Here is a 23,638-nt window from a genome sequence, read left to right as displayed (position 1 = left end):
CGATTTCAAATATAATCAAAAAATACTATGCATGCATATTAATTTATGATAAATTTTTGGTTAGTAAAAAAATATCTCTGAATTAGAGGGGTTTAGGGTTAATTTTTAATTGAAATATACTATTCTTTTTTGGGATTTTAACAAAATTTAAGACTTAAAAAATGTTTTCCGAGTCAAAAAGTCTCTAAAATTCTTCATTATGTAAAAAAAGGTATAATAAAGTGCGAATAAACTTTAGTCTTCATATCGCTGAATCGCATTTTGAAGGATTTTTTTCATTCTGTTTCTCAGGTTTTCAGGTTGCAAAACTTCAATTCCGTCTCCAAAACCCAAAATAATGCGTTCCATTTCAAAATTTGCAGAAATAAACAAATGAACAATAATACTCTTATCCTCATTTTCCTGAATCAGTCTTTGCGTATGATGCAGCGGTTTTGTCAAAACATAAGGCGCGTTTGTTGCATCAATCCAAAGTTCTATTTTTCTCGGTTTCAAACCAGTATTTACCGTCACGCCAATAATATTCTTATAATACACATCAGCATCAAAATCCTCCTCTATGTAAGGAAGGCTAAAATCGTAATCAATCGCAATAATTCTGTCCAAAGCTAAATTCGTAATCGGTTGAGAACCCTTAGTCTTTCCAATTAGAAACCAACGATTATTGAATTCCTTCAAAATAAAAGGATGAAAATGAAACTTACTTTCTTCCTTAGATTTAAAAGATTTATACGTAATCATCAGAACAACCTTCTTAATAATCGCCTGATAAATCTCATCTAAATAATGCAAACCTTTCAAACCTTCGTTTTTATCCAGATAAATAACAGGTTTCGTATGCGATTTCTCCGAGTAGATTTTATCCTCCAAACGCTGCAAAATATCTGACACATCATTAAACAACGAAAAATCCTTAAACTGCTTCAACATCGAAACTGTCTCCGTCAAAACATTCATATCTGTTTCCGTCAGGGGAATATCCGTTATCGTAAATTCGTCGTCATCATATTTGTAAAACTTCTTATCATACACCACAATTGGCGCATTATAACCCAGTTTTTCACTTCGCATCAACTGAATATCCATTTGGATTGTTCGTTTGCTAATTGGGTTTGCTCGACCTTCATATTCGAATAAAGCTTCAGAACAACATTCGATTAAATCCTCCAAAGTCCATTGCCTGTATTTATTCTGCAGACATTTGTCAATGGTTTTGTACCGTATTAAGGCATTTTTGTTTTGTGACATAGTTTTATGTTTTTGCTCGCAAAGTCGCGAAGTCGCAAAGTTTTTTTTGTCTCTCGCAGATTAAGTAGATTAAGCAGATTTTTTTAATCATTTTAATCTCTTAATCTTTAGCTTAAAAAAAAATAAATACTTTGCGACTTCGCGACTTTGCGAGATTCAAATTTTAGATATTTTAATTTCTTATAATTATTTCTTGTTTTTGGGCATGTCCCTCCTAGTCGGGCTTTCCGTTTCAATTGTTTATTCCAATTATCGTAGAGGCGCACAGCAGTGCGTCTCACACAATGTAACCACAATTTATTCACGTTGCGGAAGACGCACTGCTGTGCGCCTCTACGGAAATACTTTGTGCTATCATCGTATTTTCGCACAAATAACGCAATCATTTTAATCCTTTAATCTGTGGCAAAAAAACTTTGCGACTCTGCGCGATTAATATCTAACTCAACAATAAAATCTCTTTTTCAATATTAATTCTCGCTTTCTCTTCATATAAACCTCTGAATTCCTCAGTCTGAAAAATAAACTCATATTCCAGAAAATGTTTCAAAGCTTTTGCGCGTCCAGGTTTATAGAGAAAATCAGGATAAATGCGATATTCCTTTCTAATTTGTTCAAAGTAAATCTGATATTCATCCCAATTGCGGGCGAGAATTTTCAAATCAAAATCAATTAACCAATTAATATCTTCATTTGCATTATACTGATGAAGTTGCGTTGCACAAATCGCATCAAAAACCAATTGACGATCAAATGAACTATTTTCAGGTAAAATCGATAACGCAAATTCAGCACTTTTGAGTTCATTATCTTTTTTAGAACTCTTATAAACATAATCATGATAAAAAATAGAAAATAATATTTCATCAGGATTTCTAAGTCTGTCAGAATACGTTTCAAAACAGAGAATCATATCCTTAATATGTGTCAGATTATGATAATGCCTTGATTTACCGGAATATGTTTTTTCTAAATCAAGCCAATTTTGCTGAATCGCTTTTTCATCAAAGCCAATATTAGCAAGCAATTCAGTGTATTTTTCCTTTAGATTCATGTTGTTTTTGTTTAAATCTGGTAAATAGCTCCAGAGGAGCATAATATTTATAACTGATTTCTGATGTAATAGCAAAGCTCCATAGGAGCGGTATTTTCGGTTTTATCTTTATTATTAAAATATGTCACCTCGATGAGGTTTTTGAAATGTACCTGAAAAAATTATAAATATGCCATCCCTAAAGGGACTTACACGATTTTGCTAAATAAATGTTTACTCAAATATAGAATTCTTTTTTTACTGCGCAAAATAATTGCGTAGTAGTTCAGAAATCTTTGTAATGTCAAAAAGGAACAACGATAGATTGTTTAATTTTTAAAAACGAGAAATTATGAAATTCAATTTTTTAGCAAAAGAAAAAAACACCGTAATGAATTACGAAAATGCAACAGCATATACATTAACAACAGATTATGAATTGTATGCAGCGGTTGTAACAACAAGTTTGAATGCTTCATTTTATGAAAAAGATACAACTCGTTTAGAAAGAATTAAAGAGTTGATCAAAAAAGCTGATCCTGTTTTTGTTGCAAAACTAGCCGTTTATGCCCGAAACGAAATGCATATGCGTTCAGTTCCATTAGTATTAATTGTTGAATTGGCAAAAATATATTCCGGTGATTCCTTAATCAGTAAAATGATTACACAAGTTATACAACGTGCAGACGAAATAACCGAATTATTGGCGTATTACCAAATGGCAAACGAGCGAAACGGAATCAAAAAATTAAACCGTTTGTCTAAACAAATACAAAAAGGTTTGGCGCATTCATTCAATAAATTTGATGAATACCAATTCGCAAAATACAACCGAGATGGTGCAGTAAAATTAAAAGATGCATTGTTTTTGGTACATCCAAAAGCAAAAGACGAAGCACAACAAATATTATTCAATAAAATAGTAAACGATAGTTTAGAAACGCCATATACCTGGGAAACCGAATTGTCAAAAATAGGTCAGATAAAGTATTTTAACGAAGCCGAAAAACAAAAAGCATTCACTCAAAAATGGGAAGAATTGATCGATAGTAACAAAATTGGTTACATGGCTTTGTTGCGAAATTTACGAAATATAGTCGAAGCCAACGTTTCGCGATTTCATATATTAAAAGTTTGTGATTATCTTTCTAATGAAAAAGCAGTTGCAAATTCGAAACAATTACCATTCCGATTTTTAGCCGCTTATCGCGAGTTAAAAACCTTAGATTCTAAATATATATCCATGATTTTGGATGCTTTAGAAGATGCCGTTTTGGTGAGTGCACAAAATATAAAAGGTTTCGATATCCATACATCAGTTGTAATTGCTTGTGACGTTTCGGGTTCGATGCAAAAAAATATCTCGCCAAAAAGTAAAGTAATGCTTTATGATATTGGTTTGATGTTGGGTATGTTGATGCAAAACCGTTGTAAAAATGTCGTAAGCGGTATGTTTGGTGATCGATGGAAAATAATCAATATGCCAAAACGAGCCATATTGTCAAATGTAAACGAGTATTACAAACGCGAAGGTGAAGTAGGTTATTCGACAAACGGTTATTTGGTTTTGGAAGATTTGATTAGCCGAAAAGAAATAGTAGACAAAGTAATGTTGTTTACAGATGTTCAAATGTGGAATAGTAATTACACAAAAGATTCATTTGCAAACTCCTGGAACCGCTATAAAAATATCGCACCAAATGCAAAATTGTATTTGTTTGATTTGGCAGGTTACGGTCAGGCACCAATAAATGTCGAGAAAAACGATGTGTATTTAATTGCCGGTTGGTCAGATAAAGTATTTGATGTATTGAATGCTTTAGACGATAAAAGCAGCGCTTTGAATTACATCAACCGAATAGAATTGTAAAAATAAAATCTACTGCGCAAAATAATCGCGCAGTAGTATTTGAATCTTTGCAATAGAAATGTTCATTGAAAATAAGAATAAAAAACAAGTGTCGTAGATAAGTGTTACTTCGCATTGATAACGCCCGGGACGTGGGTTCGATCCCCACCAATTCTGTTTAATTACAGAAATGTAGCTCAGTGGTTAGAGCAGGATATGTCACTTATTGCCAGTTGCCTTGTTTTAAAAAATAAGTATTGGTTTCGTAGATAAGAGTTACTTCAGGGGAATTGTAGTACAGGTTCGAATCCTGTTCAGTTTAGGCTGATAGTGAAATGGTAACACACAATTATATAGTCTCTTATTGCTTATTATCCAATACTAAAAATAAAAAAGAATGTCGTAAATAAGGGTTACTTCGTCTCAAATTTGGGGAGGAATAGCGAAGTTTTAGAAGCAGCAAGGTTATCCAGTTCGACTCTGGCAAGACAAGCCCCGTTTCTCTTATTGCCTTTAACTTCTTTTTAATTCGAAAAATGTCGTGTGTGAGAAATACTTCGTTCCAAAAAGAATTCTCATCAATTGTTGCTTTTTCAAAATTATAAGATGCCGTGTATAAAGTGTTACTTCGTCTTACATGAAAATCATCACTTATACAATATTGCTCTTAAAAAAAAGAGTGTCGTCAGGAAATGGTTACTTCGTTCCAAAGAAAATTAGACCATTCCTAAACATTACCTCTTTTAAAATTAAAAACATAAATATTTTAGATTATGACAATCAAAGAAATAAAATATAAAGCCGAAAAGAAGTTTCAAAAGATACAACTCAGAGATGATTGTTATGGATTTCAAATACAACCTAATACCAAGTTTACAAAAGGTATTAGCAGAAAAGAAATAGATCAATTACAAGTATTATTTGGCTTTGATTTTCCTTGGGACTATAGAGAAATGCTTTTAATTCTGGGAGGATTAGATACTCCGGAAATTTCAATTGATCCAGATGGAGAAGAGGAAATAAGATTTGTTGATTTTTTCTACCAATATCCAAGAGATATTGAGAAATCAAAATGGTTGATTGAAGATATAAACAAATTCAGGTTTTATGCAGAAGAAGTTTTAACAGAAGCAGGATTTGACGTTTCTAAAATTGTAGGTTACATTCCAATTTACAACCACAGAGTACTTGTTGTTTTCGAGAATAAATATCTTTCTCCAGTTATTTCTGTTATGGGTGGTGATATAATTGTATTCAGAAACAATTTGAAAGAATATCTGAAGTATGAATTCTTAAATCATTAATAATTATACGAAATAATGATATAATGATGCAGCAATTTTGCGGCTTCATTTAATACAATTTATAATGAAAAATATTTTCCCATATCCCTATTATATTTATGGTTCTGATGATTCTACAGATCAGGATGTTATTATTATAGTTCCAAAAGAAGATATGCCGGAAACGCAGGAAGACCGAAAAAACAAGGTCTTTTTTCTTTTGAAAGAATATGATCTGAAATGGAATGCAACATTAGCGGTTATCGAAAACGGGAAAATTTCGGATACAATTTTTACCAAATCATGGATTGATTCGCTTAATAATGCTGTTCTTGAAACCTATAGTTTACATCAACAGGAATATGATTTATTAATAACCGAAAGACAAACCAGGAATAAAACATTGGCGATTTACAAAGCTGTTCGTACCGTTTTAACCATGTTAACACGAACAGAATACAGAACTCAGATTCGCCCAATTATAAAAGGAATACATGATTTTAATTTGAAATTGGAAGTACTTGGCAAAATAGATTTTCTTTCACTTTCAGAGTTTCATCAGAAGAATACACCAGATGCAGATATTTGGAAAATCATAGCTTTTTATATTGGACAAAATATTGCACTTATCGAAAATGATATTGAAATATATACCAAAAAGAACTTCATAAGCCATTACAATGATTTGAGTGACTTTATCTATAGAAAAACAATTACTGCAGATGATAAAATGATTTTACAGCGATATATTAATCATTGGTTGAAACTGCTTCAAAATTTTGGAGAATTTAAATCTGCAAATGGATTTTTGACTTGTAAAGAGGAATGTATTGATATGTTAAATGAAAAATTTTAATTGATCTAATCGTTCTGTTTGTCATTTCGACGAAGGAGAAATCCTCGCAAGAAGCGCGACAATAATTGGCGATTTTGACTGAGGAGTTCCTGGTGTGATTTTATTAGTGTGGTTGCTTCGTCCCTCGCAATGACATAAAATGAGAAAATCGTTACGAAACAAAACCTTTGTCTCTATGTCCCGAAACTCCGGGATTGCAACTTTGTCCCTTAAAAAAAAAATCTACGCAAAATGATTGCGCACTAACTTTTGAATATTTGTTCAAAGAAAAGAACTAATGAATATAACGCTTTTAAAAGAGATGATTTCCAAAAATTATGTAAGGGTAAACAAACATCCTAAACATGATTTATATATTTATAATTACACACAAAGTGCACAATTTGAAAGAATTTGGAATGATGTTACTTTGGCGTGCAGAGGTTTAATTTTGGACGAAAAAGAGAATGTAATTGCAAGACCTTTTCCTAAGTTTTTTAATTTGGGCGAAATGGAAAATCAAATACTTCCGGATACCACTTTTGAAGTTTATGATAAAATGGATGGTTCAATGGGAATCTTGTATTGGATAGATGAGGTTCCGTTTATGGCAAGCCGAGGTTCTTTTGCAAGCGAACAATCGGATAAAGCGAATAAAATGTTACACGGAAAATATAGAAATTCATGGTCACTTTTGGATAAAAACAAAACCTATTTATTCGAGATTATTTATCCTGAAAACCGAATTGTTTTAGATTATGGTTCGGCGGAAGAATTGGTTTTACTTGCCATTATTGATACACAAACAGGTGAAGAATTTCCGCTGGAAGATATTGGATTTCCTTTGGTTGAAAAATACAACGGAATCAAAGATATTTCCCTTTTAAAAGAAATGGATATTGCGAACAAAGAAGGTTTTATAATTAAATATGCAAACAACTTTAGAGTAAAAATTAAATTTGAAGAGTATCTTCGTTTACACCGAATTATTACTCAGGTTTCTAATTTGAATATCTGGGAATATTTGAAAACAAATCAGCCAATGGAAGAAATTCTGGAACGTGTTCCCGATGAGTTTTTTGATTGGGTAAAAGAAACTAAGAAAGATTTAGAAAATCAATATGCGGTAATAAAAAATCAGGCAAAAAAGGATTTCAAAGTATTAGAAACTGTCAAAGAAACCGCTTTGTATTTCATGACTTGTAAACATCCGGGCGTATTATTTGCAATGCTGAATAACAAAGATTATTCGGTCATTATATGGAAAATGATTCGGCCAACATTTGAAAAACCGTTTAATAGAGAAGAAGAATAAAATGAGAAAAGTAATTTTAATGAAAGGATTGCCGGGAAGTGGGAAATCTACTTTGGCAAAAAAGATAATTGCAGATAATCCAGAAACTTATAAAAGAATCAACAGAGACGATTTGCGCGCTATGTTTGATAACGGAAATACAAGCCAAAGCAACGAGAAATTCGTTAAAAAAGTGCGTGATTTATTAATCGTAAAAGCTTTAGAAGAAGGAAAAAGCATTGTGATTGATGATACCAATTTGTCAGAAACTAATTTAAGACGAGTTTCACAATTAGTTAAAGAATACAACACAAAATTCAACGAAAAGGTAGAAGTTGAGGTTATGGAAGTCAATACAGATGTTGCGATTTGTATCGAAAGAGATGCTTTGAGAGAAAAACCTGTTGGCGAAAAAGTGATCAAAAAAATGCACCGACAATTCTTTAAAGATTCACCGGAATACGCGATCCAAAACCCAGATTTGCCAAAAGCAATTATCTGCGATCTTGACGGAACTTTGGCTTTAATGAACGGAAGAAACCCGTTTGATGCAAGCAAATGTGATCAGGACGAAATCAATGATCCGGTGGCAAATGTGTTGAGAAATTACAAGAAATTGGGTTATGAGATATTATTAGTTTCGGGAAGAGAAGACCGATACAAAGCACCAACGTTGAGGTTTCTTGAAAAACACGAAATCGAATACGATGCTTTAATCATGCGAAAAACTCAGGATAGCCGAAAAGACTCGATCATCAAAACCGAAATCTACAACGAATCTATAAAAGATAAATACTTTGTAGAATTTGTTCTCGACGATAGAAACCAAGTAGTTGACACCTGGAGAAATGACTTGAAATTACCGTGCTTCCAAGTTTATTATGGGGATTTTTAGGAAAGGTTCAAAGGTTCAAAGTAACAAAGGGACAAAGGCGTGAGAAGTTAGATGAAAGATGTGAGAAGCAAGAAGCAAGAAGCAAGATGAAAAAGGGTGAGAAGTAAGATACAAGAAGAAAGAAATGAGGTTTTAACATAAAGTCTTGCTTCTTGTCTCTTTACTCTCCAAAAAAATAAAAAAAATAAGGTAACAGAGAGGAAAAAAGCCTTAGCACCTTAGCCTCTCAGAACCTTAGCAACTTAAAAAAAAATGAAACAATACATAGACATAGGAATTAATTTAACCAATAAACAATTCCAAAACGACATAGACGATGTTGTACAAAACGCTTTAGACGCCGATGTATCGCAAATGATACTAACGGGAACAAGCGTAAGAAATAGTGAAGAATCTGCTCGAATAGCAAAAGAATATCAGGGAATATTATATGCAACGGCAGGAATTCATCCACATGATGCGAAGAGTTTTGATGCACAAAGCATTTCGAAACTGAGAAATTTATTAAAACAGAAACACATAGTCTCGGTAGGCGAGTGCGGACTCGATTTTGATCGTGATTTTTCGCCAAGAAATGTACAGGAAACCTGTTATAAAGCCCAACTAGAATTGGCGATCGAAGTTCAGAAACCTTTGTTTTTGCACGAAAGAGCCGCTTTTGCAAAGTTTATGAGCATTACAAAAGAGTATTTGCCACAATTACCAAAAGCCGTTGTACATTGTTTTACAGGAAGTTTGCAAGAAGCCAAAACGTATCTCGATAACGGATTCTATCTTGGTTTTACCGGAGCGATTTCAGACAGTAAACGTTTTGAACATTTAAAAGAAGTAATTCAATACGTTCCGCTTGATAGATTAATGATCGAAACCGATGCGCCATTTATGCTTCCTAAAAACACTCCTAATAATCTCTTGAAAAAATACCACGAACGCCGCTGCGAACCAGCTTTTCTGCCTTTTGTTGCAGCAACAGTTGTACAGTTCAAAGGAGTTTCGGGAATTGTAGTTGCTGAGGAAACGACGAAGAATGCAAAAAGCTTTTTTGAGATTTAGGTTCAAAGTGGCAAAGGTGCAGAGGGACAAAGGATAAAAACAAAAAAAACTTTGCGACTCCGCGTCTTTGCGAGATTAAAACCAGACCAAGAGAATAAAAAAACAAACAGATTTATATCAGCATAGAGTAGGAGATATAAATATTTATTTAATTTGCCGAAAAAATAATAATGAAATTCGTACTACACAGAACCATAATCATAAAATCATTAATTGCCGCTCTGGCTATATTAGGAATTAAAAATTTTGTATTCAAAAATCTATCTTTCTACGGACAGGATTTTCATTATTTGATAGAATTATCAGATATCACGATTATTTTTACAGGCGCATTTTTTGTTTTTGGATTATTACTGGCAGCAACGATGACGGATTTTAAAGAAAGCGAAAAAATCCCGGGAGAAGTTGCTTCAAATCTGGAAGCGATAAAAGATTGGATTTATCTGGCTTTTAAAGCGCCAAGAACTGGAACTTCTGATTTGTGCAAGGAAGATTTAAACCGTGCTTTTTTGCGCGAGGAAATGATTTTTATTACAAATGGCATTATTGATTGGATATATTCGAGCGGAAAAGATTCTACCGTTATTTTTCCTTTAATTCGAAAGTCAAATGAAATCGCCTATTATTTTGCCGAAAGAGGTGTTGACAAAGAAGCCATAAAAGGCATACAGGAAAATACCAATGCAATGCGAAAACAACTTACGCGTGCTTATTCGATTTCGAGAAATAACTTTATCAAACCAGCCTATATTTTGCTTCAAAGTATTTTGTTTATCGTGATGTCGTTTTTATTGATTAGCAAATTCAAAAGTCCTTCGGCAGATTATTTGGTGACTTCTGCGATCACCTTTATATTTTGCTATTTGTATTTATTAATCAGCGGTTTAGACGATCCTTTTGATATTCATAACGGAGATACAAATGTCGATCTAAAACCTATAGATCGATTCAAACAACGATTGATTTCAGATTTTTTAGTTTGATAATTGAATAAATAAACGATTCATTTTGTCAAAAAACGGTTAAGCATGAAGATTCTAAATGATACAATGTTTTATAATTTCACAAAATGACAAATCTTAAAAACCGAGGAAAAGAAGCGAGCGACGACGTTTTATTCGGCACATTAAAAATGCAGGAAAAACTGAAAGAAGCCGTTGCCGATATGCATTATTTTCTAAGCAGAGGATATGGCGAAAAAGCAACATTGGTTTTAGTTGGAAATCGTTACAGATTAAATTCGCGTCAGCAACAAGCCGTTCGCGGAATGAGCGCTTCTAAAAGTCAAATTGAAAATCGAAAATCAAAAGAAATTGAAAATCTGGCCGAAAAAGAAATCATTATTGATGGATTTAATGTGCTGATTTTGTTAGAAAGTATTTTGTCGAATGCCTATGTTTTTAAAGGATTAGACGGATTTGTCAGAGATTTGTCAAGTGTTTACGGAACTTATAAAAAAGTGCAGCAAACCTCGCAGGCAATCGAAATTATAGCTGATTTTTTTATAAAAGAAAAGATTAAAAAGATACAATGGGTTTTTGATAAACCAGTTTCGAATAGCGGAAAACTAAAGCAAATGATAGAAGAAATGGCAACTTTAAACAATTATAACTGGAAAGTTGATTTGGTCAATAATCCAGATAAAATAATTGCCGAAAGTAATTTGATCGCAATAACTTCTGATGCCTGGATTTTGGATAATAGTCAAGTTAATTTTAATTTGATAAAATATGTTTTGGCTCAATTAGATATTCACGAAACCATAATCGAAAGCCAATAAATAATGAATGAAAATCAGTTTTGTAACGAATTAAAAGCAACAATACCAGACTTGCCAAAAGAATGGAAAGATAAATATGCTTTGTTTCTTACCGATGAAAATCTAAATGGTTTCTCGAAAAACCTGTTTTATTGGTATCAAAATCCAAATTCTGAAGTTTCAGGATTGCCTTATTTTAAAGAAGAGATTGTAATTTCTAAAGAAGTTTTTCTGCCTTATTTCACAGCTGTTTTTGAAGCTTTAGAAAGTAATTTGGATCAAGTGAAATTCGAAATTATTAATATGTTCGAAAAGACGCCATTCGAAATTATTTTGCTTATTTTGGGACAACGATTAACCTCGGCAAGTGTTCGTGATGAAACCGCAATTCCGCCTTCAAAAGAAATACTTTTAGAAAGTTGTTTACAGCCTTTTAATACAGAAACCTCGATTGTAGTGCGAGCTTGGGAAAAACATGTTGGCAGAAAAAAAGACAGTATTTTTGGCGAAATAAAAGGAAATAACCAACAGAAACAGGAAACGGTAGAAAAATTGGTTCACTATATTATTGCAAATAAAACATGGTGGAATGTGTTTTTTCATTACAAACATGATGTCGTTTATGAAATTAGAATTCCAAACGGACAAGGAATGAGATGGTCGCGGGACGGAAAGAAATTCATTGGGTTTTTAGAACATTTTTTAGAAGAATAAAATGAAAGAAGATATAAAATATACTTTTAGTGACGAAGAATGGCAAAGCTGTATAAAGGTTTTAAAAGCGTTGAAAGAGAATCCGTTTGAGAATCCGGATAACAATTTGTTTGCCGGTTTGATTACTAAAATTCACAAAAATGCCAAAAAGAATATTCGGACTGTAAGTTATAGTTCAAAAAAGCAGGAAGATCTTCAAACAAGTCTCAATGCAGAATTGGTTTCAAAAGCTTTAAACGGAATCACTCTATTCTCGGAAAAAGAGAATCCTGACGAACAGCAATTTACCGAATTAAATTTGCCTAAAAACTGTTATTGCTGCAATCAATCTTATAAGTTGGCGCATAGTTTCTACACGAGACTTTGTCCGGATTGTGCTGTAGAAAATTATGCAAAACGTTTTCAGAATCTTGATTTAAAAGGCAGAAACGTCATTTTGACCGGCGGACGCGTAAAAGTTGGATTTGCAACAGCGCTAAGATTGTTGCGAAATAATGCTAATGTTGTGCTTACAACTCGTTTTCCCGCGCTTGCTTTAGAACAATTTATGCAGGAAAGTGATTTCGAAAACTGGAAAGAAAACCTAATTGTTTACGGTTTAGATTTGAGAAATTTAAACGCAATTAACGACTTTATTTCTTTTTATAAATCTAAATTTCAGAGTTTGGATATTTTGATCAACAATGCTGCACAAACCATAAAATATACCGATGAATATTATCAGCCTTTGATTCAAAAAGAAGATAAGTTATTGGATATATTCCAGTCGAATATAAATTTAATAGCAAATCAAACTGCCGTTACAAAAGAAGTAAAAGCATTAGAATATAGTTCTGGAGAGAAAACCGAAGTACAGCTCACACGTTTTGGACAACCGGTTGACAATCGCGAAAAGACAAGTTGGAATTCGACTTTGGAAGAAATAAGTATGTATGAATTGGTTGAGGTTAATTTGATCAATCAAATTGCGCCTTATTTTTTAATAAAAGAGTTAAAACCATTATTTCTGAATTCAGATTTTGAGGAACGTTTTATTGTAAATGTAACTTCGTCTGAAGGGATTTTTAGTTATACCAACAAAACCATTTTTCATCCGCATACCAATATGACAAAGGCGGCGCTGAATATGATGACGCTGACATCGGCGAAGGAATTTGCTGTTGATTCTATTTTTATGACCAGCGTAGATGTTGGCTGGATTTCGACAGGAGCAAAAGAAAGTTTGCGAAAAAAACAATTTGAAGAAGGATATATTCCGCCGCTGGATTCTGTAGATGGCGCCAGTAGAATTTTTGATCCAATAGTTGACGGAATCAACGGAAAAAGTATATTTGGGGTCTTATTGAAAAACTATAAGGTTTCTCAATGGTAAAAATGGGATAGTAGTTTAATTGGAAAAATAAGTGCAGCCACCGCATTGGTTTTGGGTTCGAGTCCCAACTATCCGACAAAGGTGTTAGCTCAATTGGAAGAGCACTTGCCCACCACGCGAGCGGTTGCGGGTTCGAGTCCCTGCACACCTTTATTTTTAAGGCTCAGAGGTTCAGAGTGGCAAAGGTTCAAAGGGTTTGAAACTTGTGTTTGGTTGCCTTTGTGGCAAATTTATATGAAAGCGTTAGCTCAATTGGAAGAGCAGCAGTTTGCTAAACTGAGGGATGCAGGTTCGAGTCCTTGCACGCTTTTACTTTTTTGGGTTCAAAGCTTAAAATAAAACTTTGCGACTTATCGCCTTCGTGGCATAAAAAATACAATCCTAATGAAGGTGTTAGCTCAATTGGAAGAGCGTTCCCCACCAAGGGGGAAGGATGCAGGTTCGAGTCCTTGCGCACCTTTATTTTTTTTTTGGATTAAAAGCTTGAAATACTCTGTATTTAGGGGAATTTATATTTCTAAGATATTTACTAAATAATCTCTTTAAAAAACACCACAATAGTTATTGCTAAACTATTTTTCTGCTATTTGTTGTGGTAGTAGTTTCACAGTTTATAATAGTTTCGAAGGAAACTATAGAGAATTTTATTTTTCTTGGAACTTAAATGTATTATTCTTTTTTAACATAAAAATGACTGTTCAACAGATTTATAGGTTAGTTATGGATTACCATAATGGTAAGAAAATTTTTCTAATTAGATTTGATATTATATGACGTAAAATAGGCAGTAAATTTAAATATCAGAAACGAAATAATATGAGTAAAATTGGCAGAAATGATTCTTGTCCGTGTGACAGTGGTTTGAAATATAAAAAATGTTGCTTAAATAATAGTAACAATAATCTAGGAAAACATATAGACAAAATTTTAATCAATAGAATAGATAAAGATGATTCATCATTCTTGAGTATGTTTAATAAAAAGGAGCTTTTATTAGTAATTGCATTGTTGAAATCTTTACCTCAAAATCATGGTAAAAATATTAGATTAGAGAAAATTCAAAAAATAGTTTTGCAGTTGAGAGATAATCAAAATAGCTCCGTAAATTATGTGAAGTTAAATGATTATTTGTCTAGGAATTATTCATTTGATCACAACGAAGATCCTCCTGAAAATTTATTTACCGAAAATATAATGACACCATTAGGTAATATGATGGTTCTATCAGGAATAACAGAAGGACAAGTTTCTATTTTACAATTATTAGTAAATGTTCTTTCTAATGAAAATTTTTTGCCTAAGGAATTTTTAAATGATTCTTTGGGGTCAACATTTCTAATATTAAAGATATCTGATTTGATTTGTAATTCTTTAGGTTACAAAAGAAATCAATCTTTTGTTGATACTGATTCGAATGATATTTATTTTCCTGATGATAGATTTATTGATAATAATATAAATAAATTAGTCTTTAGTAAAGTTCAAATTCAAAATTTGTGTGATACGCTAGATATTAAACATAATCAAATAGATGATTTTTTAATCAATATTGACGAGGATAATTTTAAATCAGACGATTTGAATGAAAACCCATTGATTTTTAAGCCAATAAAGGAAGTTGATAATGAGTATATTGTTGTTTCTCCGACAAATATAGTTTTTTCAGCAGTTTTTAATATTTATCGATTAGCTTCAAAGTATAATTGTTTGAAAGATTTAATAAAACTTTTATCAAAAGAAGGTTGGAGACAATGTAACTTTATTTTAGACAATTTAGGCTTTAAAAGAATTCAATTGACATCAGTGAAAACCGAGTTGCCTATTCGTGAAGCTTTATATATTTTTGATACAGATAAATTAGCCTATCTATCATATCAATATGATAATGGGGATAATTATGATTCAATAAATCCAATGACTCCCTATTTTTCAGAAAGTCTTTTAGATGATATTTTTAACCATAAAAAAAACACATATGATAGTTTAATTGAAAAGGATGAATTTTCTAAACATCAAATTTTTGAATTAGATTTGACTTTCGGTATAGGTAGACCAGCTTATGTGGTTACGAGACCAATAGAGGAAAGTAATATTTATTTAAGTTTAAAAATTGAGGAATTATTTATACTTCATAAAAGTGATAAATTAAATAATCTTACCTTATTTAATTTTGCTAAAGCGAAATCAGAAAGTCGTTTAATGTCACCATTTTTTTTAGATAATATTTCAATGTTTATAAAAAATGATGAAAGTTTCTATAGGGATGATAATACAGTTCCCGATGTTTTTTATGTAGGAGTAGGCAATGCTCTTGATTTCAAAAGTGATTCAATTGTAAAAAATGATGTGCATTTAGGGATTTATCCATATGCAGGGAGTTTTATTCACCTTCCTGTTGAGAGAGAAAATTTTCCAATTAATTTGCCTATATATAGAACTAAAGATATTGATCCATTTTCAGATAAGATATTATGTAGGGCATTTCAAAGAGAGATTTGGATTGAACCAGTTAATATTACTAAAGATGAAAATGATAAGAAGAAATTTGCATTGGAAATATGTATTGCAATTGCATTTTGGTTTAATGAATTATCATTAGATAACTCAATTTTATTAAATCTAAGAAAAATAAAACCGTTAGTTTTTAAAATAGATTTTGATTATGTCGAAAATATTCTTGATGAATTTGAAAAATTGGATGATTCGTTGGATGCATTTGAGAATATTATTTGTTCTGTTAATGAGAATGAAATTACTATTAAACTAAATTCAGTTTTTTATAAAGCGTTGTACAGAAATGATAATTTGGGAGAACAATTGTTGATGAAAAGAATTTTATATGTTTTATCCCAAATAAAGGACTCAAATAACTTGTCTATCTTAAACTTAAATTTTGAAGAAATTGATGCTCTTATTTTAAAAAAAATCCCTCTGAATCAAAAGAAGAAAATATTATTTCAAATATCTGATTTTGATGTGCGAAGTAATCCTAGAAATCTAATAGGATACAATAGAGGTATTTCATTGTATCACGTCAATAAACAGCTAGATAATCTTTCGCAATTTTTAGGTTATTCTGATTTTACTCACGAAATAATTTTAAAAGGAACTGATAAAGAAGAATTACTTAAAAATGTTATTAATCATTTTCAGAATTTAATAAAAAAAAATATAGCAAAATTTGATTTTGATGATTTACTCACAAAATTGCTTTCCTTTTATGAATTAATTATTTTTAAAAGAGAGCATAGTAAATTTCAACTAATTCCCAAAATAGAATGTTTTAAGAATCACTGTGATATAGAAAAGATAATTTCAGATGATATTAGAAAAAATACTCAGATTTCATTAAGTGTACGATGCTTAATCGAATATGTTGTAAATAATCCACCAAATGGGAATGATTCTTTTGATAGTAATGCGTTTGATGAATCTATCGCTTTAATGAGTAATATTATCAATTGGGGAACCTTATATGATGAGCATATTTTTAATATTACAAATGAAAATATAACTATTTTGAAATCAGGTAGGCTTGGTACTAATAAAGATTTTAGAAATAACCATATTGCGGCGTTTTATAATGAAAAATTTAAGGAAGATATTGTAGATTATTCCAGCGTCTTTATGAATGACCATTTTAAACTACCAGAAAATAATATTAATTCAATAAATGATATTAATAGTAAAGATGAATTTGAAATTGCATTTGAAGATGAATTTGGAATAGATTATAATAATTATTGTGATGTTATTTTTGGAAGTATGCTTTTGGCATTTGAAGAAAAGTACTCTGTTATATTTGATAATAGAGAGAAAATTGCTTCAATTTTAAGTAAAAAGCTAGATATGGAAATCGTTGAAGTTAATAAAATTATTAACATATTTTCGATAACTGTAAACCGTGATGATCACATTGATTATTTTGATTCAAAAAACAATGAAAATTATCCTTGGAGATACAATAGAAAGATATCACTTTTACAAAAACCATTTATTCTTAAAAATGATGGAAAAGATGACAAAATTTTTTATGGTTCAAGAGAGGTGTATGATTCCTTTGTAAACCTCCATAATATTATATTTTCTGCGAGATTTAATTCAGATAAGCCAAAGATGAATTCATTTTTGTCAAAAATAAATCAAGAGAAAGGAGATGAGTTTAATAATGAATTATATGATCTTATTAAATCAAAATTAGATTGTTTAATTATAGAAAAGGAAATTACTATAGGTCCACAGAAATCACATATTTTGGTTAATGATAAAGACTTGGGAGATTTTGATATTTTATTAGTTGACAATATTTTAAATAAAATTATTTGTGTTGAAAGTAAGAATACTAATTTTGCTAGGACAGCTTACGAAATGAATAGAGAAATAAAAAATTTTCTAAAAAAAAGTGATAAAGGCTGGATTCAAAAAGTTGAAAAGAGAGAGAAATGGCTCAATGAAAATAAAAATTCTTTAAAGGCACTTAAAAATAATGTTGATTACTCTAATTTCTCTATAGAATATGTTTTTCTAACTAAAGAAACAATCCCATTAAGTTTTATAAAAGATATAAATTATCGATTCTTAACAATATATGACATGAGAAATAATCCTCTAATTCTATTTGAAAAGAATCTAAAATAGTCATCTCAACTATTTTTTTAGGAAAAACAAAAAAAAGCGCAAATCATAAAAATTTGCGCTTTTCTATTATATAAAGAAAAAGAATATTATTTCTCTTTCAACAATTTTTCTAAATATTCAACCTTTTCTTTTTCAGATTGAACCAAACGTTCGTAAAGCTCGACAACTTTATCAAGAGGATTGAAAGTACAATGATTGTTATGAGTATTTCCTTGAGCACCAGTATTAGAACTATTGTCGTAAAAGCTATTAAAGAAATTAAACACAGATTCTTCTGTGAAGTTTTCAAGTGCTTCAACTGTAACGCCAAGTGCTTTTGCAATTTCGGCAAGTTTTTTAGAATCAACTTCTTCGCTTCCTTCAATTCCGGAGATAGCTTGTTGGTTTGAGCCAATTGCCTGCGCAAGTGCTTCTTGTTTCATACCACGAAGTTCTCTGATTCGGCTAATATTTCTGCCAATGTGTTTTGGTTTAGTTGCTGTGCTCATAATTCAAAGGTATTTAAAATTCTTTTAAAAAATACTGATCGGTAAAAAACAAGATTGATTCGATAAAATACCGTTTTGGGTGTTTTTTAGATTTAGTAAAAATACGCTTTTTCTTACTTTATTTAACTTTAAAACTTTATGTTTGCATTATAAACTTCATAAAAAATGAATTACAAAATATCGTTTCAGGAAAGAGCAAAAATCGGTATGGAGATATTATCCAAACAATCTCCGGTTACTTTAGAAAAAGCAAGAGCACAAGCGCAACGTTTGAGCCAGGCAAGCAAATCAAAAGCAAAGAAAGAACGTTAAATGATTAATATTTAATTACATTTTCAACAGGTTTTGGTCTGTTTATATCAGATTCTTTAGTTTTTATAAACTTCAAATAAATAAAATATTCAACAAACGGAATCAGCAAAAACAAGAAGAAAAAGAACAATTCATGTTTCAGGATTTCTTTAAAAATATAATCTAAAATAGCTTGCAATTTGCGTCCCATTTCAGATTGTATCGAATTTTCGATTCGTTGAGGTTCGATTTGATCTAATTTCTGCAAAAGCGATTTGAATTGTGTGTAATCAATATCTTTTACGTTTTTCATGTTGGCTTTGTCGTCCACAACTTTCATAAAACCATATACGCACGCGCTGTAAACTTCGGATTCATATTTTTTAAGCAAATACGAAGTCGACGAATTCTTAAAATTATCTACAGAAGCGTAGCCGCTATTATTTTGTTTGATGTAAATCGCCAATGCCTGAGTCATAGATTTACTCACATCTTCAGACGATTTGGATAACGTTTGAAGCGAATTCAAGAACTCTTTTTTCTCTTTTTCAGACGAAAATGTCGTACCAATAGTCCTGGAATAAATATTGGAGGTTATGCTTTTATTCTCAGATCGCAAAACAGAATGTACGCCGTAAAAAAGCCCAATCATAGAAGAAAAATACAGAAAAACAATCATAAAATACGGAATCCAAAGCTTGGCAAACCAATTGTAATATTTTCTGTCACGAAAGAAAATGTTTTTTCGGTACAAGAATACATTGAAAACGATTCCGAGAATAAGTCCAATAATTACAAATAAAACGATCCAGAAAATAAACCAACCAATATTGGGTAAAACATATTCTTTTGTTATTTCCCAAATTTCAGACCAATTAATGCTATCGATAAATTCTTTCATATGTAGATTTAAGTGAGATAAAAATAGTTAAAACTTTTATTCAAACTCAAAATATTTTATGTTCTAAAGAAGTATGAGTAAAGTTGTTTGATGTCTTTATAAAATTAAATTAACCCCAATATTTGTCATTTCGACGGAGGAGAAATCTTCCCAATCCCGAAGCTTCGGGACGCAACGAGAATCTAATCTTTGTCGAGCTTCTCTTGGAGATTTCTCCTCCGTCGAAATGACAAACTAGACGGAAATGTTGTTATAGAAATAGAAATGAAAAAAACCTTGCGACTTAGCGTCTTTGCGAGAAATTTATTCGCCATAACATTGTAAATCGTCTTTTTATTTAATGGCAAAAAAAGCTTGCGAGAGATTTATTCGCCACAGCATTACACGTCTTTTAACTATTTTTTAACAAATGAAGCAAGAAAAGTTATATTAATTAAAAAAATAAACTACATTTGCTCTCGAAATAAAAATAAAAGAATACATATGAACCTGTCAGCAATAAAAAATAGCAATCGTTTAGCGGAAGATTTTCCGGCTAAAGATTCAGGGCGTAATATGTATTTTATGGAATAGAAGAGTAAATTGTAGTTTCGAACTCAGCATAAATATATAAAAGCGTCCTAATTGGGGCGCTTTTTTTGTTTTAGACACTTCGACTTCGCTCAGTGTGACAATAAAAATGCTCAGCTTGACACTTCGACTTCGCTCAATGTGACAATAAAAAGATAAAAAATAACCATTAACTAAAAATAATTAAAAAAATAATCGACCAAATGTTTAATGATTAAACTAAATAGCGAAATATAATCTTGAAAAGTAATCTGTTGAGGGACAGTCATTTGATACAAAAGGAGATCTGCTTCAGTTGGCGGACAGGGATTTCTATCGCTTTATTTTATAGTTAACTATTTGATTATCAGTAAAATAATTTCAAAAAAGATTTGGATAATTGATTTTTTCGACTTTATCTTTGCCGAAGAAAATCTGTAACACGGATTTAAAATAATAACAACGATTTCAATTTATAATACAATACACAAAATGGATTTCAGTAAAAAAATATATAACGTACAATCCCTATACCCGAGCTCAGAACTTGGACGTATAGCAATACAGGTGCATGAATACAGGCAATAGGATACGCATATCTTATTAGATCTCATGAAGCACCTTTAATCGGGTGTTTTTTTTATGCCCAAAAATTAATGATTCCGTAATTCAACAGGTAGATCGATATACAGAGGTTAATCGTATGAAGGTTCGAGTCCTTCCGGAATAACAAATTCTCTAGAAGGAATATGTTAAGGTTCTGAGGTACTGAGGTACTAAGGTTCTGAGGTTTTAAAAAGGTACTGAGTTACTGAGGTACTAAGGTTAAAAAGAAAAAAAGCTTAGCGCCTTAGAAACTTAGTACCTAAGAACCTTAAAAAAAAAAACTGAGAAGATAACGGTGGTTGTTTACCCGCTTTGGATGCGGGAGGTCGTAGGTTCGAATCCTACTTCTCAGACAAGGTTTTGTAAAGGTACAAAGGTGCAGAGGTTCAAAGGTTAAAAACTTTGCGACTTAGCGTCTTTGCGAGAGATTGACCAAGTGCGCTAAGAAAAAAAACTTAGCAACTTAGAATCTCAGTACCTCAGAACCTTTAAAAAAAATGCTGGAATGGCGGAATTGGTAGACGCGACTGATTTAGAATCGGTATTTTGAGAGTTCGAATCTCTTTTCCTGAACTAAAATGTTGCACAAAATAATGTGCAAGCTAAAAAAAATAAAAGATGAAAAAGATAAGTACACTATTCGCTAAAGATCCAAAGAACTTGGCTAGAGTAATAAATAAGATAAATGCCGAAAATGCTTGGGTAATTAATGGTGATGCCATTGCAACAAGAAAATTTGACGGAACATCTGTTGCTATTATTGGTGGTGAATTGTTCAAAAGATTTGATGCCAAAAAAGGACGCGCAATTCCGTTAGGAGCAATTCCGTGTCAGGAAGCAGATTTGATTTCAGGACATCACCCGCATTGGATAAAATGTGATCGCATGAAATCTGAAGATAAATTTTTCTTCGAAGGATTTGATTCTTTAGAAATTAAAGAAGATGGAACTTACGAATTATGCGGACCAAAAGTACAGGGAAATCCTGAGAAATTAGAGAAACATACTTTAATTAAACACGGAAGCGAAGTGCTTGATTTTGTAAACCTTGGGTTTGAGGATCTAGAAAAATTCTTGTCGGAAAATGATATCGAAGGAATTGTTTTTCATCATATCGCAGATGACAGAATGTGTAAGTTAAGAAAATCTGATTTCGGAATTAAACGGCTGGAATTGGAAAAAGTTTAAAAAGTGGTGCTGCAAAGGCACAAAGATGCAGAGATATAAAGGCACAGAGGTTAAAAACTTTGCAACTTAGCGTCTTTGCGAGAGATTGACCAAAGGCGCAAAGAAAAAAGTTAGTGCCTTTGTGATAAAAAAAATAAAAATTTAATAACAATGATTATGAAACAAGATTACAACCGAATTGCTCTTGTAGGAATAGAACAAGAAGAATATGATATTATAAAAGCCAATTATTCTGGACATATTATTTGGCATCAATCAATTCCAAAAATTGTTGTTAAAGATGAAGTTCTTTATATGGAAAAATCAAACGGAATAGGAATGTTGCCGGTAGACAAAGTGGTTTATTATGGAATTTACGACAATGATTTCGACTTTATTTCTGGTTTAGCAATCTGGCGAGGTGCTTGTTATCCTAACGCTGCTGCGATGTTGGATTGTCGCTTTAAGATTCCGTGTTTGGTAAAAGCTTTAGCTCATTCGAGATTTAGTGCGCCACGAGGATTTATTAGCGCAGGCGCTTCTGTAAATGTTGGCAATGATACTGTTGCTAAATGGGGAAACTGGCATTGTGGCGAAAATAAACATCGTTTTACAGGAGAATGGGAAAGCGAATTTACCGCAACAACAGAACCTTATTATGAAGGTGAAGCTGTTAGGATTATGATAATTGGTGAAGTTTATTGGCAGATAAAACTCGAAGGTGATTCGTGGCTAAAATCAATTCACCCGGATAATGCCGGATTTATGGAGGTTGATCCTGAGTTACTTGCTGATACTTTGCACATTAAAAACACTTTGAATATGGATATGATTGGTAATGATTATATCGTTGCAAAAGACGGTTCTAAATATTTATTAGAAGTAAATCATATCCCAAATATAACCCGATTTGAAGACGTTCGACAAGTCTATTTATCAACGGTAATTGAATGGATTAAATAAATTTTTTGCACTGCGCAAAATCATTGCGCAGTGTAATTTGAATATTTGCTCAGGAAATAAAAAACGTTCTTTTAAAAAATGAAATACATCAAAGGAAACTTTGATTTACAATATCAAACAAGTCTTGTTGCGTGTTTCTGTATAGCACCATTGTAGGGAACTTTTCGCGAAAGCGTATTATGTTTTTCTATGCAACTTGATTTGGAGGTTTTAGGTTGTTTTCCAAAAAACGATCACAATCTATGTGTTGTGGGTTCGAGTCCCATTCGCAGCAATGCGGTAACTCAATCGGTTAGAGTAATAGAAATTTCTGCAGGTTCGAGTCCTGCACCGATTAAGTTCGGTTAGACAAACGGTAAGTCAACTACAGACTGAAAATCTGTGTTTAGAGACCATCACTCTTAAAAAGATGACCATTGAAAAAAAACTGATTTGTCTTTGTCAGTGAAACCTGGATTTGAGGATCCAAAAGTTTCACACTCAAGATAAAACCAGTGCGAACAGAAACGTATTTTGAAATACTCTTTTTCTTTTCGGTTTGATTGTTTTAGCGGTTTTTTTAGAATTTAGAATCGCTGTCACAAAATAGAATTGCAAAACATTTAGAATATACAAAACACCAACTATTCATCCGTTTTCTCAGAGGAGAGAGACATTGATGTTTTTTTATTTTTTTAGATAAGATAGATGCAAGATTTTA

At 31.8% G+C, this 23,638-nt stretch carries 18 protein-coding genes and 6 tRNA genes; 20 read left to right on the top strand and 4 right to left on the bottom strand.

Annotation, left to right across the window (positions count from 1 at the left end; genetic code table 11):
• Nucleotides 1-234: 234 nt before the first annotated feature.
• Nucleotides 235-1,248, bottom strand: coding sequence for a YafY family protein (locus CLU81_RS05330; RefSeq protein ID WP_099708879.1), 1,014 nt, complete (start codon nucleotides 1,246-1,248; stop codon nucleotides 235-237).
• Nucleotides 1,249-1,687: 439 nt separating this feature from the next.
• On the bottom strand, nucleotides 1,688-2,302 hold the full coding sequence (locus CLU81_RS05325; protein WP_099712676.1) for a hypothetical protein: 615 nt from the start codon (nucleotides 2,300-2,302) through the stop codon (nucleotides 1,688-1,690).
• Nucleotides 2,303-2,633: 331 nt separating this feature from the next.
• On the opposite strand from CLU81_RS05325, the gene CLU81_RS05320 reads away from it, so the two are divergent.
• From CLU81_RS05320 to CLU81_RS05255, 15 genes are all read left to right on the top strand, one after another.
• The gene (locus CLU81_RS05320; protein ID WP_099708878.1) at nucleotides 2,634-4,151 is read left to right on the top strand and encodes a TROVE domain-containing protein; all 1,518 of its coding nucleotides are present in this window, start codon (nucleotides 2,634-2,636) and stop codon (nucleotides 4,149-4,151) included.
• Nucleotides 4,152-4,903: 752 nt separating this feature from the next.
• Entirely contained in the window at nucleotides 4,904-5,434 is a 531-nt protein-coding gene (locus CLU81_RS05315) for a hypothetical protein (protein ID WP_099708877.1), read from the top strand.
• Between the two features lie 64 nt (nucleotides 5,435-5,498).
• Nucleotides 5,499-6,269, top strand: coding sequence for a hypothetical protein (locus CLU81_RS05310; protein ID WP_099708876.1), 771 nt, complete (start codon nucleotides 5,499-5,501; stop codon nucleotides 6,267-6,269).
• 277 nt (nucleotides 6,270-6,546) lie between these two features.
• Complete coding sequence (locus tag CLU81_RS05305; protein WP_099708875.1) at nucleotides 6,547-7,563, top strand: RNA ligase; 1,017 nt, start codon at nucleotides 6,547-6,549, stop codon at nucleotides 7,561-7,563.
• Nucleotide 7,564: 1 nt separating this feature from the next.
• Nucleotides 7,565-8,437 (top strand): AAA family ATPase, encoded by an 873-nt coding sequence (locus tag CLU81_RS05300; RefSeq protein ID WP_099708874.1) that lies wholly within the window; start codon nucleotides 7,565-7,567, stop codon nucleotides 8,435-8,437.
• Between the two features lie 252 nt (nucleotides 8,438-8,689).
• Nucleotides 8,690-9,490: a TatD family hydrolase gene (locus CLU81_RS05295; RefSeq protein ID WP_099708873.1), complete on the top strand. Its 801-nt coding sequence runs from the start codon at nucleotides 8,690-8,692 to the stop codon at nucleotides 9,488-9,490.
• A 170-nt stretch (nucleotides 9,491-9,660) separates the two neighbouring features.
• The gene (locus CLU81_RS05290) at nucleotides 9,661-10,473 is read left to right on the top strand and encodes a hypothetical protein (protein ID WP_099708872.1); all 813 of its coding nucleotides are present in this window, start codon (nucleotides 9,661-9,663) and stop codon (nucleotides 10,471-10,473) included.
• Between the two features lie 86 nt (nucleotides 10,474-10,559).
• On the top strand, nucleotides 10,560-11,270 hold the full coding sequence (locus tag CLU81_RS05285; RefSeq protein WP_099708871.1) for a DUF434 domain-containing protein: 711 nt from the start codon (nucleotides 10,560-10,562) through the stop codon (nucleotides 11,268-11,270).
• 3 nt (nucleotides 11,271-11,273) lie between these two features.
• A complete protein-coding gene (locus CLU81_RS05280; RefSeq protein WP_099708870.1) occupies nucleotides 11,274-11,963 on the top strand; it encodes a hypothetical protein in 690 nt (229 codons plus the stop codon).
• A gap of 1 nt (nucleotide 11,964) precedes the next feature.
• Nucleotides 11,965-13,335, top strand: a complete 1,371-nt coding sequence (locus CLU81_RS05275) for an SDR family NAD(P)-dependent oxidoreductase (protein ID WP_099708869.1) — start codon at nucleotides 11,965-11,967, stop codon at nucleotides 13,333-13,335.
• Between the two features lie 4 nt (nucleotides 13,336-13,339).
• Nucleotides 13,340-13,411, top strand: a tRNA-Trp gene (locus CLU81_RS26755).
• 2 nt (nucleotides 13,412-13,413) lie between these two features.
• Nucleotides 13,414-13,487 (top strand) — tRNA-Gly (locus tag CLU81_RS05270).
• A gap of 85 nt (nucleotides 13,488-13,572) precedes the next feature.
• A tRNA-Ser gene (locus tag CLU81_RS05265) sits at nucleotides 13,573-13,646 on the top strand.
• A gap of 75 nt (nucleotides 13,647-13,721) precedes the next feature.
• Nucleotides 13,722-13,797, top strand: a tRNA-Trp gene (locus tag CLU81_RS05260).
• Nucleotides 13,798-14,151: 354 nt separating this feature from the next.
• Nucleotides 14,152-17,973: a YecA family protein gene (locus tag CLU81_RS05255; RefSeq protein ID WP_099708868.1), complete on the top strand. Its 3,822-nt coding sequence runs from the start codon at nucleotides 14,152-14,154 to the stop codon at nucleotides 17,971-17,973.
• 86 nt (nucleotides 17,974-18,059) lie between these two features.
• On the opposite strand, the gene CLU81_RS05250 is transcribed toward CLU81_RS05255, so the two are convergent.
• Nucleotides 18,060-18,461, bottom strand: coding sequence for a helix-turn-helix domain-containing protein (locus tag CLU81_RS05250; protein WP_099708867.1), 402 nt, complete (start codon nucleotides 18,459-18,461; stop codon nucleotides 18,060-18,062).
• Between the two features lie 165 nt (nucleotides 18,462-18,626).
• Between CLU81_RS05250 and CLU81_RS26950 the strand changes: the two genes are divergently transcribed.
• Nucleotides 18,627-18,773 (top strand): hypothetical protein, encoded by a 147-nt coding sequence (locus CLU81_RS26950; protein WP_199174550.1) that lies wholly within the window; start codon nucleotides 18,627-18,629, stop codon nucleotides 18,771-18,773.
• A 4-nt stretch (nucleotides 18,774-18,777) separates the two neighbouring features.
• On the opposite strand, the gene CLU81_RS05245 is transcribed toward CLU81_RS26950, so the two are convergent.
• Nucleotides 18,778-19,653 carry a hypothetical protein gene (locus CLU81_RS05245; RefSeq protein WP_099708866.1) on the bottom strand — a complete coding sequence of 292 codons (876 nt, stop codon included), beginning with the start codon at nucleotides 19,651-19,653 and terminating at the stop codon, nucleotides 18,778-18,780.
• 1,436 nt (nucleotides 19,654-21,089) lie between these two features.
• Between CLU81_RS05245 and CLU81_RS26750 the strand changes: the two genes are divergently transcribed.
• The 4 genes from CLU81_RS26750 to CLU81_RS26745 all read left to right on the top strand — a co-directional run bounded on the left by CLU81_RS26750 (nucleotide 21,090) and on the right by CLU81_RS26745 (nucleotide 23,276).
• Nucleotides 21,090-21,161, top strand: a tRNA-Pro gene (locus tag CLU81_RS26750).
• Nucleotides 21,162-21,426: 265 nt separating this feature from the next.
• Nucleotides 21,427-21,996, top strand: a complete 570-nt coding sequence (locus tag CLU81_RS05235; RefSeq protein ID WP_099708865.1) for a hypothetical protein — start codon at nucleotides 21,427-21,429, stop codon at nucleotides 21,994-21,996.
• A 156-nt stretch (nucleotides 21,997-22,152) separates the two neighbouring features.
• Nucleotides 22,153-22,938, top strand: coding sequence for a hypothetical protein (locus CLU81_RS05230; RefSeq protein ID WP_099712675.1), 786 nt, complete (start codon nucleotides 22,153-22,155; stop codon nucleotides 22,936-22,938).
• A gap of 272 nt (nucleotides 22,939-23,210) precedes the next feature.
• Nucleotides 23,211-23,276: transfer RNA gene (locus tag CLU81_RS26745), tRNA-OTHER, on the top strand.
• The last annotated feature ends 362 nt before the right edge of the window (nucleotides 23,277-23,638 follow it).

This window comes from Flavobacterium sp. 9 (genome assembly GCF_002754195.1).
Taxonomy (GTDB): Bacteria; Bacteroidota; Bacteroidia; order Flavobacteriales; family Flavobacteriaceae; genus Flavobacterium.
This window is presented reverse-complemented; position numbering and strand designations above follow the sequence as displayed.